The 14,939-nt window shown below is 40.3% G+C and carries 8 protein-coding genes; 7 read left to right on the forward strand and 1 reads right to left on the reverse strand.

Features of this window, described 5'->3' with window-relative positions:
* Positions 1–89 precede the first annotated feature (89 nt).
* The 4 genes from BMZ95_RS02220 (at position 90) to BMZ95_RS02235 (ending at position 7,380) form a co-directional block, all read left to right on the forward strand.
* Entirely contained in the window at positions 90–2,699 is a 2,610-nt protein-coding gene (locus BMZ95_RS02220; RefSeq protein ID WP_046922226.1) for a thiopeptide-type bacteriocin biosynthesis protein, read from the forward strand.
* Positions 2,700–3,144: 445 nt separating this feature from the next.
* Positions 3,145–4,191: a ThiF family adenylyltransferase gene (locus tag BMZ95_RS02225; protein WP_052750354.1), complete on the forward strand. Its 1,047-nt coding sequence runs from the start codon at positions 3,145–3,147 to the stop codon at positions 4,189–4,191.
* Between the two features lie 29 nt (positions 4,192–4,220).
* A complete protein-coding gene (locus tag BMZ95_RS02230; RefSeq protein ID WP_046922227.1) occupies positions 4,221–5,834 on the forward strand; it encodes an ATP-binding cassette domain-containing protein in 1,614 nt (537 codons plus the stop codon).
* Entirely contained in the window at positions 5,827–7,380 is a 1,554-nt protein-coding gene (locus BMZ95_RS02235; RefSeq protein ID WP_046922228.1) for an ATP-binding cassette domain-containing protein, read from the forward strand. Before BMZ95_RS02230 ends, BMZ95_RS02235 begins: the two co-directional genes overlap by 8 nt.
* A 207-nt stretch (positions 7,381–7,587) precedes the next feature.
* Here the strand turns inward: BMZ95_RS02235 and BMZ95_RS02240 are convergent, their stop codons facing one another.
* A complete protein-coding gene (locus tag BMZ95_RS02240) occupies positions 7,588–9,942 on the reverse strand; it encodes an ATP-dependent DNA helicase (protein WP_052750355.1) in 2,355 nt (784 codons plus the stop codon).
* Between the two features lie 221 nt (positions 9,943–10,163).
* Here BMZ95_RS02240 and BMZ95_RS02245 point away from each other — a divergent pair, with 221 nt between their 5' ends.
* The 3 genes from BMZ95_RS02245 to BMZ95_RS02255 all read left to right on the forward strand — a co-directional run bounded on the left by BMZ95_RS02245 (position 10,164) and on the right by BMZ95_RS02255 (position 14,720).
* Positions 10,164–10,937, forward strand: coding sequence for a TIGR02452 family protein (locus tag BMZ95_RS02245; protein ID WP_046922230.1), 774 nt, complete (start codon positions 10,164–10,166; stop codon positions 10,935–10,937).
* A 195-nt stretch (positions 10,938–11,132) separates the two neighbouring features.
* Positions 11,133–12,863 carry an ABC transporter ATP-binding protein gene (locus BMZ95_RS02250; RefSeq protein ID WP_046922231.1) on the forward strand — a complete coding sequence of 577 codons (1,731 nt, stop codon included), beginning with the start codon at positions 11,133–11,135 and terminating at the stop codon, positions 12,861–12,863.
* On the forward strand, positions 12,864–14,720 hold the full coding sequence (locus tag BMZ95_RS02255) for an ABC transporter ATP-binding protein (protein ID WP_041819810.1): 1,857 nt from the start codon (positions 12,864–12,866) through the stop codon (positions 14,718–14,720).
* The last annotated feature ends 219 nt before the right edge of the window (positions 14,721–14,939 follow it).

Genomic DNA, 14,939 nt, shown 5'->3' on the forward strand with positions numbered 1-14,939 from the left:
AAACTATCGTTAAATATGCCTCTAGAGCCACGTTTGATTCGGTACCGTTATATGATTTTGCATCAGTTTTCAGAGGTGCGGAGTTTAGTGTGAGAAAGGTAAAATGTGTTATAGATAGAGGGTGGTTATACTCTTTTATCGACAGATATGTTGATCTGGAGAAGATGTTCTCTATTTCGAAGGAATCGTTAAAAATATCGATTAACAATAATGTTATCAAAGAAGCGGGGTATTTTTGTTTCTATAAAGCAGATGGAAGTGGAATTGATTCAGTGATAAAAATCAATCCTGAGTTGGATATTATATATAAGTTATTGAAGAAACCTATTAAGTATTCTAATTTTTTGAGAATTCTGAGGAATGAATACGGGATAGAGAAAGTAAAAGCAACTGATATAACTTTAAAATTGGCGAGCATAAAATTCATTGTTTATGAGTTTGAACGTGGTGATTGCTTGGAAAGCTATATTGATGCTATTCCTTCTAAGATAGTTGATGATGTTCGTCTAGTTATTCATGGTATCAATATAATTTCGAACAGATTTACTATAGATGATTATATCAAATTATGTACCGTTATGAATAGGCTTGTTGAAAGCAATACGTGTTTGAATGTTGTTAGTTCAAGTGAGGATACGGTAGATAGAAACAGTTATAATGAAACCTTTAATAATATACATGATATGCTTTGTGATTTTGATAAAATTTCAAATGGTTTTATATCTGTGTATAGTAGAAAAATACATGAATATTTTATAGATAAGTATGGAAGTAAATCCTATGTTCCGCTTTCTAAAATTGTTTATGATGAAGTTTTAATGAATCTTATAAATAATCAAAAACTAGAGATTAACGTAATTTTTGATGAGATACTTGCTAAGTATAGAAATGAACTTGAGAGTATACGAATATGCCATGGAAAACTAGACTTGGCAAATTGCAATTTTATACAAAATGTATATAAGGAACTCAAGGCTAAATATGGTGTGGCAAATTCACATTATTATTCCGGGGAATTGTTATTTGATGGTATTTTAACTAAAGACGGTATTTTAAGGGATTTATCATTAAGTCAAGAAATTGGTTCTAACTCAATAGGAAATATGTCAGGAAGATTTATTGATATATTGGGATTAGATAATGAGTATAAATTATATATGTGTAAAGATGTTGAAAAATCATTTTCACCATTGAAGGTAATATATGATTTTGAAGATAAACGTATAGATAATGTCGACTCGCAGATATCAGAAAAAAATATACTTGCAATTAATAAAATAGGAAATTATGATAGTGAATATATTTCTTTAGAAGATTTAGTTGTGTATTCTGAATCTAATCGACTGGGATTAATGAATTTAGAAAATGGAAGAAAAGTTATACTGAAAAACTATAATTCCATAAATCCTGAAAACGGAAGCGATATTCTCAAGACCATATCTTATTTAGGACAATATAACACATTGAATGATTTGTTATCGAGAATGCAAGATTTACAAAATAAAGAATTTTGTGATGTGGAGGTTTGTTATGGGAAAATAGTTCTTTTTAGCAGACACTTCTTGATCAATAAAAATATATTGATAAGTATATTAACTGATAAAGTGTCATCGATTAAAAGATACTTGAATGAGTATTTTGATAGATCCCACGATTGTAGGATAAGAAATGAATATTTATTTAAATTTGGTGATGTCAAATATATATGCAATATTAATAGTGATAATGAAATTGAGTCATTGTTGGTCATGCTTCGGAGTTGCACTGATGATGATATTATGATAGCTAGTGCAAATAGTTGCTTAGAAGGTGATTGTAAAAATGTGCAAATTGTTAGTGAGTATGAGTATAATTCTAATCATGATGCTGGGATTCCGTTCAATAAAAATGAGGAGTATATTGATGAAGTAGCAAATATTGACGAGGTAATATATTTTAAGCTTTACATGAAGAAAGAATTTGAAAAAATATTTATTGAAGATTATCTATTAAAAATAGAGGAAAGCATTATAGAAAACATTGATGAAAGAGTAAGGCTTAGTTATGTAAGGTATCTTGATGAAAGAAATCACATCAGGTTAAGATTTTTCCTAAATGGTGCTGATAGATATAAAGTAGAAAGTAAAATTATAAATCTTTTATCGAAATGTGATATAATAACTGATTATACAATAAGCAATTATTTTCGAGAGTCTAACAGATATGGCGGACATAATGGTATGCTTTTTTATGAAAATTACCAAACTAGTGAGACTAACCTTATATTAGAAACAATGAATAGAAAACTTGTTGATAATGTCATTATATTGCAACTTTTTATAGCATTAAAAATAACAAGAAAATTTAAAAAGGGTGATGTAGCAAAGAATTTAAATTTGGGTAATGCCCGTTCTTTGCAATCTTTCAAGAAAAAATTACATGCTAACAAGAAAATGTTGGTAAAAAAAATAGAACGATTGTCGGTTGGTTTGAAAGAGGATCATAAGATGAAGCTCATTTTAGAAAATTATGATGAACTATTAGATGAATATGCTAAATATCTGTCTAAGCGTATGATTGATAATGACTATATATACGAAAGCATGATTCATATGATGTGTAATAGGACCACTGGAATTGATAGAAGAAAAGAAGATATGTTGAGGCAAGCATTAAAGGAATTAATGGGTTTTGATAGCTCCATAGGCATAAAGATATGAATGGAGCATATTAAGGAAATGAAGTAGCTGATATTGGCATATTAGAAGATAGAAATAAAACTATTAGATAAAAGCTTTTATAAAATGTTCTGTGAATAAAAAATATTAAAAAATGATGTGTACTTTCTGGCGATACTGCTATATAATATAGTCTGACAAACGTTTGTTGTAGTGAAGAAACATTATGCTTTATAGGAAAGGACGAGGAAAAATGGATAAGTTGAATTTTGATAAGTTGACAGATCTTGAAATTAAAAAGGTCCAAGATGAAATTAGCGAAGATGAAAAACACGTAGCTTATTCACATACTGAGCCTAGGCCGAGAACAACGTATGTATTTCACAAATAATACGTAAAAAAATAGATTTATCAACTTTTTTATATAAGCAGTCCATTGATATTTTATCGTATGTGGCTGCTTTTTGCTTTTTATGGAGGTGTCAGCATGGATGTATTAATGTTTAATCCCAGTGTTGATTTTGGGTATAATCCTAGTAAAAATAGCTATGTATTTTTTTCCGGTGATAAGAGGGAATTTAACAGAATAAAATCAAATAAATATGTTGATTTTATAGTAGAAAATGCCAGTAACAAAATTTCAATAAAAGATTTTCTTAATAATGGGAATATGCTAGGTCTTGAAAAGCAAGAATTGAAATTGCATCTTGCAATACTTTGTCGTAAGGGGATAACTTTAATAAAAGATGTGGAGCAAAATACTGAATATGCTGTGACGGAGTTGTCAAATAACTATAGATATGGGTATCAGTTGCTATACTTGAAAGAACGATTTAAGAACAATCTTGAGGGCATGGACGATGATGAAATACAGAAAGTGATAAGTTCATTTTCTGTTGTTATAATTGGTGCGGGCTCACCAGGATCATTGTTAGCGGTGATGTTTGCTGCCATTGGTGTAGGGAATATAAGCATAATTGACGGAGATGTTGTGGATGAGAGTAATTTGATGAGACAATTTTTTTATTTTGAAAGGGACATAGGAAATAAAAAAGTTACGGCATTGAAGAATTATATTAAAAAATTTAATTCTGGTGTTTGTGTTAATGCAGTTTCTTCATATATAAATGAAGATAATGTATATAATTTAATTCCCGATGCTGATATGATCATACAAACAGCAGATAAACCGATTGGAATTATAGATAGGTTAGTAGATAAATGCTCTGAAAAAAAGAAAGTTCCATGTTTGTTTATGCATAATCAAAGCATAGGACCATTAGTTATTCCAGGTAAAACTAAGAGTTTTAGGGACTTTGAAGTAAAGTATAACGAAGAGACTAACGGCATGTATTTTGACGAAATTGAGTATCAGGACAAAAGAAGCAATCCAGGATATCCGACTATAGTGCATGGTGTGATACCTTTGACGACAAAAGTATTTGATGTTGTTTTAAGTTATATGTTTAAAGATGACGTTTCTTATTTAGAGGATGGAATATGGTTCGAAAATGGTAATATGCAGCGATTTTAGGCTTTTATAATCCGAAAGGGGGAGTTTTAATGAAAAAATATCTTAAGCTAATCGAGTTTTCCGACAAAAAAAGCGTCTGGCTGCTTTTTTTCGTGCATTTTATCATGGCGGGATTCAACGTTTACGTCTCCTTTTTGCTTCAAAAAGGAATTGCTTCCGCAATGTCCGGCAAGGTTTCAGAAGTTTTTGACGCGCTTTGCCTGATGCTTGTCGGCGTCATCATCTATATTTTGACGTATTACTGGTCCGCATGCATCCAGGAAAAGGTCAAAATGACGCTCAGCATGGGAATCGGGGTCAAAATCGTCGAAGACATGTTTGGCACGGATTCCAAGGACAAAACGAGCGGAAACGTTTTGAACATGATAAACAATGATGCTGAGGTGCTTTCTTCCTCATTTATTGTGGGCGTTTTGCCGATGCTTGATTTTTCATTCAACGTTTTGTACGGAATGATCTACATCGTTTGTTTTTCGGTCCCGTACGGTTTTGCGTTTATTGCGATCAGTATCGTCTTTTATTTTTTGAGCAAGTACTTCTTTAAACGAAGCAGCGCGGAAAATGGGGCGTACCTTGGACAAGACGACGTTCACAAGACTTTTTTGGAAGAAATCAGCAAAGGTTTTCCCGTTTTGCGGAATTTAAAGGTTTTTCCCTGGGCAATGAACGAACACGGAAAATATTTTGACGAAAAACGCGGCAGTTATGAGCGTTACGCGCGCTATGCTTCAGGAAACCAAGGACTGATGGTTGGCGGCGTATACGTTGCTGAAATTATTACGGTTGCTTTGGGCATCGTGCTTGTCAGCAAGGGGATGATTGAAACGGGGACGATGATCGGACTTTGGAATGCCGGCATCGGGTCGATCTTTTACCAATTCCTCTATCTGCCGTATACGCTTGATGCGTTGGCAAGACAGGATGCCTCATACAAGCGAGTTGAACATCAGCTTAACGAAAACGTACCAAAAAAAGCCGAAGCCGTGGCAAAAACTTGCGACAAAATCGAACTGAGTCACGTTGATTTCGCTTATGAAAATGCAGAGAAGAAAGTCATCGATGATTATTCATTGCTGCTTGAGCGCGGAACCTTGTATTTTCTGGTCGGAAAAAATGGTGCCGGCAAAACGACGCTGCTAAAACTCATCGCAGGAGAGCTTTTGCCGACTTCAGGTCAGATCAAATTTGTTTGCCGCGAAGAATCGATCGATTGCATCGGTTCATCTCAGATTTCGTTCGTTCCGCAAGAAAGCACGCTTTTTAGAACGACTTTGAAAGAAAATCTTACGCTTGGCAAAAACAACGTCAGAGAAGAAAAAATCAAAGAAGTTTTGTCAGAACTGGACATGTGGCAAAGAATTGCGGACTTGCCGAAGGGACTGGAAACAAAAATCGATGATGAGGGGATGTTTTCCGGAGGTCAGATCAGAAGGATTTCGATTGCGCGCGCGCTTTTGGAAGACAAGCCGTTCATTTTCTTGGATGAGCCGTTTTCCGATATTGATGCCAGGAGCCAGGAGATACTGCTCAGGGTGTTGAGAAGAGAAAAAAGAAAACGCGGCATCGTAATCATTGCTCATACCTTTGATCTTATCGAAAAAGAAGACGTCGTCATTTCGCTTGGGGGTGAGAAAAATGACTGAAAGCATTAAGAAAACAGTCAAAAAAACGTCCGTTGTCTGGACATGCGCGATTCTTTGCGCAATGCTTGAGTTCTTTCTGGCGCGTTTTTTGGCAGGGATTGATGAAAAAAACGGTCTGAACGCTGTTTGGCATTTGATCGGACCATTGCTGCTGCTTTGTTTTGCAATCATCCTGCTGAGGTATTTTGCGGCTGAAAAAGGCAAAATGATCGCGTTTGACTTTGAAAAGAAACTGTCTGATTTTTTGCTGCTAAAAGAAAAAAAGCCTTTGTCAAACGATGATTCGAAGTGGCTGACTTTGGTTTTGTCCGATTGTCAGTTATTTGCTTCAGAAATTCCGCTCACGCTGACGAGCCTGTTGAGCGGAATCAGCTCATTTGTCGCTGCGTTGTTCTTTGGCGTCTTTACATCGGTTCCGTTGACGCTGATTATTATCGTGCTGTCATTGATGTCGTTTTTTGGACCCAAAATTTTTGGCAAGCTGATTTTGTCAAGCCAAGAGGAAAAACAAAGCAGCCAGGAAAAATTGCAAACGATGCTGTCATCTTTGTTCAATGCGAAAGATTATTTGAGAATCAACGACCGAAAGTCATTCGGAGTTGATCTGTTCAAGCGTTCGTACCAGGAATTTTTGGAAAACCAGTACAAAAACAGCATGATTCAGTGGCGTTTGGCAACAAGTTCGGTCTTTTTCGGATTGTTGTTTGACGTGTTGTCGCTTGTCACGGAGGTTTATCTGATCAGCATCAATCAGCTGACTGTCGGACAGTTCATCAGTTTTACGCTTTTGACGAACAGTTTTACCTGGATGTTTTATGAGGCGCCGAGCTATTATGCCGATTTGAAACGCCAAAGGGTTTCTGAAAAACGCATCGAAGGATTTCTGAATCAAAAAGAGGTCAGAGGCATTCAAAAACACGTTGATGATCAATGCGTTGCATTTGACGGAGTCGATTTCTCCTATGAGAACGGAAAAGAAAAGGTTTTGAGCAACCTGAGCTTTTCTTTGGATCTTGCCCAAAACGTCAAGGTTGCGCTTGTCGGGAAAAGCGGCTGCGGCAAGTCGACGATTTTGAAACTTTTAAACGGTGATCTGATTCCTGATTCCGGGGAAATCGTCATTCCCAAAGAATATGTCGATTCAACGGAACTCGTTTCGCTCATTCCGCAAAAAAATCAGATTTTCAAAGGAAGCGTGAAAGAAAACATCCTGCTTGGCAGAAATATTTCAGAAGAAAAGCTGCGTCACGTGACCGAAGTTTTAGGAATTGACGACTTGTGCGCATCCTTTGAAGATCGAATGGACCATCAGCTTGAAAACGGCGGCAGGAATCTTTCGGCCGGGCAACGCCAACTGATTGGAATTGCCCGGGTTCTTGTTGATTTCAAGCCATTGATTCTATTGGACGAGCCCCTTGCAAATCTTGACGCCGAAACGGAAAGAAGGGTGGTTTCCGTTTTAAGCGGACTTGATTGCAGCGTGCTGATGGTCACGCACAGAACGGAAGGTCTTTCCGGCAGTTTTTCGGTGATGCAGATGAAATAACTAACAAAGAGGCTTTGAAAAAAACTATGCCTTAAACCAAAAGCCGGATGATTTGCAATTGATTGCGAATTTCATCCGGTTTTTTTCGTATGCATGAAAATCATCTGCCATGATGGGAATAACCGAGAATCTTGTCGCGCTGATTTATCAATTGCTGCATTTGGCAAAAAAAATCTGCTTCCGGGGACTGTCTCCCAGACTATTTGTTCAGCCCTGAATGTTCCAGAAGTTATCCAACGAATTTCTCAGCTGCTCGTTTCCGTGCACGTATTCCAGGTTGTTCCAGAATTGCGGATAGAATTGAACATACCTGCGTTCAGCAAAGCGCTCGTCGATCAGCAAGACGATGCCGACGTCGCGTTCGCCTCTGATGACGCGTCCGGCAGCTTGAAAAACGTTGTTCAGGCCCGGCAGCTGATAGGCATACTGAAAGCCGTCGAAATTTTTTTCATCAAAGTATTTTCTGAGCTCATCCGTTTCGTCGTTTAGCATCGGAAGCCCGACGCTGATGATGGCACAGCCGGAAAGTCTGGTTCCTTTGAGGTCGATTCCCTCGGAGAAGATGCCGCCGAGAACTGCGAATCCAATCAAAGGCTCCTTTGGCTTTTCTGCAAAACTTTCTAAGAAAGCTCGCCTTTGTTCTTCAGACATGGAGTTTTCCTGAATGATGGTCTTGACGTTTGGAAATGCAGTGCGGAATGCTTCGTGGAGCTTTTCAAGATAGGAGTATGACGGGCAAAAAACGAGGTAGTTGCCGCAATGGGCCTCAACCATGATCTTGAGTTTTGAAACGATCGTTGGAAGATTTTCTTCTCTTTTGCGGTACGTAACCTGCGTCTTGTCGTCAATCAAAACTTTCAAGTGATTTGAATCAAACGGAGACGGCAAAGAATAAATCAGACTGTCGAATCCGCCGAGCATTTCCTGATAGTATTCAAGCGGACTGAGCGTTGCAGAAAACAAGACGCTTGATCCGCCGAGGTTCAGGCTTTGGTCAAGCAAAGCAGAAGGATTGAGCGAAAAAATTTTTAAATCAAGCAACCGGTTGTCGTTATCATAGACAAGTTTCGTTCTGAAAGTTTCATTGTAAAAGCCGCTGATTTTAACGAAGGAATAGGCTTCAAAAAAGCAGTTCAAAAGATTGGGGTATTGGCTTTGATCGGGATTGTCGCGCATCCATTCCTGGGTGAAGTCGATGAATTTCTCAAGCGGATCAAACAGGCTGTCGAGCTGTTCTTTCATGATCAAAGACGTTTGATTGAATTCCTGCATGGGTTTTTTGAGAGTTTCAAAGACTGCCGAAACATCCTTGATCTTTCTTGCAATATTGTTCGTGCGGGCGAGTTTTTTGACTTCCGATTCGGCAAGAAGAAACGATTCTTCCAAAAGGCTTGAGGCGTACATTTCCTTTGCTCTTGAGACAAGGTTGTGAGCTTCATCGATCAAAAAGCAGCAGTCCGGATGCTCGTCCGTAAAAAAACGCTGCAAATAGACCAAAGGATCAAAAAGATAGTTGTAATCGCAGATGATGACGTCGCAAAAAAGACTGAGGTCAAGCGAAAACTCAAACGGATCGACCTGATGCAGTCTGGCATAGCGTTCGATGACGTCTCGCGCAATCATCGTTTCATGTTTCAAAACGTCCTGCATGGCCGGGCGAATGCGATCGTAGTAGCCGATAAAATAAGGGTTTTGATCGTCCGGCAGATCTTTTTCCTCGTCAAACGTAATCTTGTCTTTGGCAGTCAGAGTAATTGAACGAAGATTGGGTTTCATCAACGCGATTGCGTCCTCGCAGGACTTGCGCGTGCTTTGTTTGGCAGTGAGGTAGAAGATGCGGCTGCATTTTTCTTCGCCCATGGCCTTTAAGGCAGGAAAAAGCACTGAAACGGTTTTTCCGGTCCCGGTCGGAGCTTCAACGAAGAGGCGTTTTTTCGAAGCGATGGTCTTATAGACGCAAACGGCCAGCTCGCGTTGGTTTTTTCTGTATTTATCAAAGGGAAACTTGAGCATTTTGAGACTTTTCTGCCTTTGTTCACGCAGAACGTTTTCAAGTTCGAGCCACTTTTGATATTCGGACACGGCCTTGTTGAAAATTTCTGAAGCTTCTTTGCGCGTGACGACAACGGTTTTTTTGGACAATTGTTCCGTTGTCGTTTGAAAATACAGCAAAGTAACCTTCATTTGTTTCAAATTAGATTCTTTCATTAAAATATGCGAATAAATCTTTGCTTGAGCAAAATAAAGAGTTAAAATGTCATTAGGAAGTTCTGAAAAATCAAAGGATGAAGTCTTTATTTCCAAAACTTCATCGACGATGCCGCCCGTTTGATGAAGTCCGTCGGCACGTCCGTGGATCAAAAGGGGCGTTTTTCCTGCAGTGATCTGCATCTGCAGGTCTGTTTCGACTGAAACGTCGTCATCCCATGATGCCTGAATCATTCGATGGATTCGTGAACCGTCAAGTGCGGTATTCTGGCGTCCGGCTCCGCTTGATTTCAAGTCTCCTGATTTCAAGGAAAACTCAACGAGTTCCCGAACGCCGATTGACTTTATTTTCACTGTAATCATTCCTTTAAGTGAATTGTATCAGAAAACAAAAAATAGGAAAACATTGTGATTAAATCAATCATAAGAAAACTCGCAAGTTATGATAAATAATAGCAATTAATGTGTTAAAATTGAAGATGTACGCTATTTTTGCAGTTCCGAGTTTTGAATATAATGATATACGGCAAAAATATGGTCATACTTGAATATATTTGTTAAAGGTGAAGTTTGTAATGGAAAAAGAAAAAAGAAGGGCACTTGGTCACAAGGCGATGAACTTGTTTCAAATCGAGATGTTTCGCATCGATCAAGATTCCGAATTGTTCGAAACGTCTCCGAAAGAATCGCCGGGTACCGGTACGCGGAAAGCAAGGATCTTCGTAAATGAAGAGAATTTATTATACAGAATCCGACAGTTCGGCGAAGACGACAAAATCGGCGTGCTGAATTTTGCCAATCCGTTCGTTCCGGGCGGACATTTTATGGATGGAGAAAACGCACAAGAGCAATGGATCTGCCGAAACAGCTACTTGTTTCCCGAGCTGCGCAAGTTCAGAAGAACGTACTATTACAAGAATGAACTTGATCCAAAAAACGGCTACATCAGCCCGTCATTGATTTATTCGCGTCATGTCAAGGTTTTGCGTGATGAAAAAGAAGACAGAATTTTGCCGGATCCTCGCTACGTCGATTTTGTCTCGATTGCGGCTCCGAACGTGAATTTGATCAGACAAAATGGCGTAGAGTTTAATTCAGCAACGTTGTACAGCGATATTTTTGAAAAAATCGTTCGTGTTTTGCGTGTTTTCAAGATTCACGAAGATCGCAATCTTATTCTTGGAGCATTTGGCTGCGGAATTTTTGGCAATGATGCGAAGATGGTATCTTTGGCGTTCGACAATGCTTTGAAACTCAAAGAATTTGGCGGATGCTTTGATAATGTTTATTTTGACATTATTGATAACAAGCCCGCTCTTGCGGCATTCAAAAAAGAATTTGAAGCGTAATTCAATGAGCTTTGGAGTTTTCCGAAGTTCTTTTTTTTTGCGTTTATGAAGAAAATTGATAGTTTTTCGTTCAAGTTTGTTAAAAAAGTTGACAATAAAAAAGATAGATAGTAGTATATCATGGTAAGTTTAATGAATTTGATGACAAATTCTGATAAATAATGAGCGTTCGCTTGAAAAGAGAGGAATAGCAGGATGTATAAATTACTTAAGAAAAGAGTCTCGTGGCCTGCGATTGCGGCTTCCGTAGCCTTTTTAACGGTTCAGGTAATCTGTGACATGAACCTTCCGTCCCTCACTTCGGATATGATTAATAACGGCGTTGCCAAGGGCGATATTGATTATATCTGGTCGGTGGGTTTTAAGATGCTCGTGGTTGCCGCGATTGGAATGATTGGTTCAATCGGCAACGTCTACATTGCGGCCAAGGTTGCTCAAAAGGCCGGTTCGAGCCTTCGCGGCGACGTTTTTAAACGCGTGCTTGGTTTCGGGAATCAGGAAATTGACGGCTTCAGCACGTCTTCTTTGATTACCAGAACGACCAATGACGTTTTGCAGATTCAAAATGTCGTTTTGATGTCTCTTCGCATGATGCTGATGGCGCCTTTGATGATCATTGGCGCAAGCATTATGGCATATCAAAGCGAAAAAAGACTGACAATGGTCTTCTTGGTTTCCGTTCCGCTGCTTGCGATTGCCATCGGCATCATCATGCGCTTTTCCGTTCCGTTGTTCAAGAGTCTGCAGGGCAAAATCGACAGAATCAATTTGACTTTCCGTGAAGGACTGACGGGCGTGCGCGTTATCCGGGCATTCCGTCAGGACAAGTTCGAACAGGATCGTTTCGAAGAAGCAAACAAAGACTACACTGAAACGGGGATCAAGGTTTTCAGCATCGTTTCATTGATGTTTCCGATCATGAATCTGATTTTGAACGGAACGAACATGTCGATCGTCTGGTTCGGTGCCAGGCTGATTGGCGATAAGACGATGGAAGTCGGAAACCTTGTTTCGTTTATGACGTATGCCAACATGATTTTGTTCAGTTTCATGATGCTTTCGATGGTTTTCGTCTTCATTCCGCGTGCACAGGCTGCAGCCGAACGTTTGAACGAAGTCCTTGATACGAAGTATACGATAACGGATCCCGATGCCCCTGAAAGATTCACGGCAGACGCTCCTTCCGAGCTTGAATTCGACAATGTCGATTTTTACTACGAAGGTGCTGAAAAGCCTGCTTTGACCAAAACGGACTTTAAAGCTGTCGCTGGTCAGACGGTTGCGATTATCGGCGGCACGGGCTGCGGCAAATCAACTTTGATCAACATGATTCCGCGTTTGTATGATGCGACAGACGGAACGGTCAAAGTCAACGGCAAAGACGTCAAAAAAGTCGCGCAAAAGGATTTGCATGACAAAATCTCTTTCGTGCAGCAAAAAGCAGTTCTGTTCAAGGGAACGATCAGAAGCAACATGCTTTTCGGCAACCCGAATGCGACCGATGAAGACATTTGGCACGTATTGGAAATTGCTCAGGCAAAAGACTTCGTTTCAGAACTTGAAGACGGGTTGGACTCCGTCGTCGAACAGGGCGGCGGCAACTTCTCCGGTGGTCAAAGACAACGTTTGGCGATTGCGCGCGCGCTGATGAAAAAGGCTTCCGTTTATGTATTCGATGATTCGTTTTCGGCTCTGGATTTTAAAACGGATGCCAAGCTTCGTCAGGCACTGCAACAAGATCCTGAAATCAAAAACAGCGTCGTCGTGATCGTTGCGCAACGCGTTTCGACCGTACTTTCAGCCGACGTGATCATTGTCCTGGACGGCGGCGAAGTCGTCGGCAAAGGCACGCACGAAGAACTTTTGAAAACGAATGAAACATATCGAGAAATCGTCAACTCGCAAATCAGAAAGGGGGACATGTAGATGCCAAGAGGTCCAAAAATGAAAGGAAAACCGGAAAAAGCCAAGAATTTCTGGGGGACGACCAGGCGCTTGCTGGCCTATATGAATCCATGGAAATGGGGCATCATTGCAGTCATTGTCTTTGCAATCGGGTCCGTTATTTTCCAAATTGTCACTCCGAAGATTTTAGGGAAGGCGACGACTGAAATCTATAAGGGCGTAATGAGCGGCTATATGCAGATGAAGCTGGGACACGCCGTTTCGAAATTTCCAATCGATTTCACGAAGATCACGCATATTTTGATTACCGTGGCTGTCTGCTATGTCGTCTCTGGGGTGTTGTCCGTTGCGCAACAGCTGATCATGGCCAACATTTCGCAAAAAATCGTTTATAATCTGCGCCGCGACATGAAAGAGAAGATGCAAAGACTTCCAATCAAATATTACGACATGCACTCAAACGGTGACATCATGTCGCGTGCGGTCAACGATATGGACAACATTGGCGGTACGTTGCAGCAAAGTTTGGCGCAGCTGGTAACGAGCGTCGTCACTTTCGTCGGTGTCTTCTTCATGATGCTTTCAATCAGTTGGAAGATGACGCTGATTGCGTGTGTCACGATTCCTTTGAGCTTGTTTATCGTAATGGTCGTTGCTCCAAAGTCCCAAAAACACTTTGCGGCACAACAAAAGAGTCTTGGTATTTTAAACAACCAGGTTGAAGAAAACTATGCCGGACACACGGTTTTGAAGACGTTTAATAAAGAAGACGACATGATCGAGCAGTTTGAGGAAGAAAACGAACGCTATTATCAGGCTTCTTGGAAAGCCCAGTTCATCTCCGGACTGATCATGCCGTTTATGAACCTGATCAAAAATATCGGCTATGTTTTCGTTGCGATCGCCGGCGGAATCGCCGTTGCGCATAAGACGATGGCGCTTGGCGACGTTCAGGCGTTTTTGCAATACGTCAACCAGTTCACGCAGCCGATCACGCAATTGGCAAACCTTGCCAATACGATTCAGGCAACAATCGTGTCTGCTGAAAGAATTTTTGAAGTGCTTGATGAAGATGAGATGAAAGAGCCAACGGAAGTTCTGCCTGATGAAAGAACCGATGCCAAAATCAAGTTTGAACACGTCAAATTCGGTTATTCCAACAAGGAAATCCTGATGAAAGATTTTAATTTTGAAGCCAATCCGGGCAAGATGGTCGCGATCGTCGGACCGACCGGCGCCGGAAAAACGACTTTGATCAACCTTTTGGAACGCTTTTACGAAATCAATGGCGGCGTAATCAGAATGGACGGAATCGATACGCGCAAGATGTCTCGCGACGAATTGCGTTCACACTTTGCGATGGTTCTTCAGGACACTTGGCTGTTTACGGGCACGATTTATGAAAACATCAAGTATGGCCGTGAAGATGCGACCGATGAAGAAATCATGGCAGCGGCAAAAGCAGCGCACGTTGACACTTTCGTGCGTCAATTGCCGAAAGGCTATGATACGATTTTAAATGAAGAAGCTTCAAACATTTCACAAGGTCAACGCCAGTTGTTGACGATTGCGCGTGCTTTCCTGGCAAATCCTGAGGTGCTTATCCTGGATGAAGCAACGAGTTCCGTCGATACCAGAACCGAAGTGCTCATTCAGCGTGCCATGAACAAGCTGCTTGCCGGGCGCACGAGTTTCGTCGTTGCGCACCGCTTGTCAACGATTCGGGATGCCGACAAGATCATCGTGATGAATCACGGCTCAATCGTTGAAACCGGAAATCATGAGAGTTTGATGGAAAAGAACGGATTTTATGCAGATTTGTACAACAGTCAGTTCAATCAGACGGAAAATTTGGGTGATGAACCGGCAACCGTGTAATGATGCGATGACGGAAAAAGTCCCGTGCACCTCTTTAATTAAATGAAATGCCGAACAGGAGGTCTGATTGAGCCGACTCTGTCCGGCATTTTTTTGATTTTGATATTATGGAAACCGATTTATTTTTCTTATAGGGTTCTTTTTGCCAAATGCAATGTTGCGCATCGCCTGCTTGATCAGCGCGTGAAGTCGGGATTACGGGCAAAACAGCGATTCTTG

It is taken from the genome of Ligilactobacillus ruminis DSM 20403 = NBRC 102161 (assembly GCF_900113455.1).
Lineage (GTDB): Bacteria > Bacillota > Bacilli > Lactobacillales > Lactobacillaceae > Ligilactobacillus > Ligilactobacillus ruminis.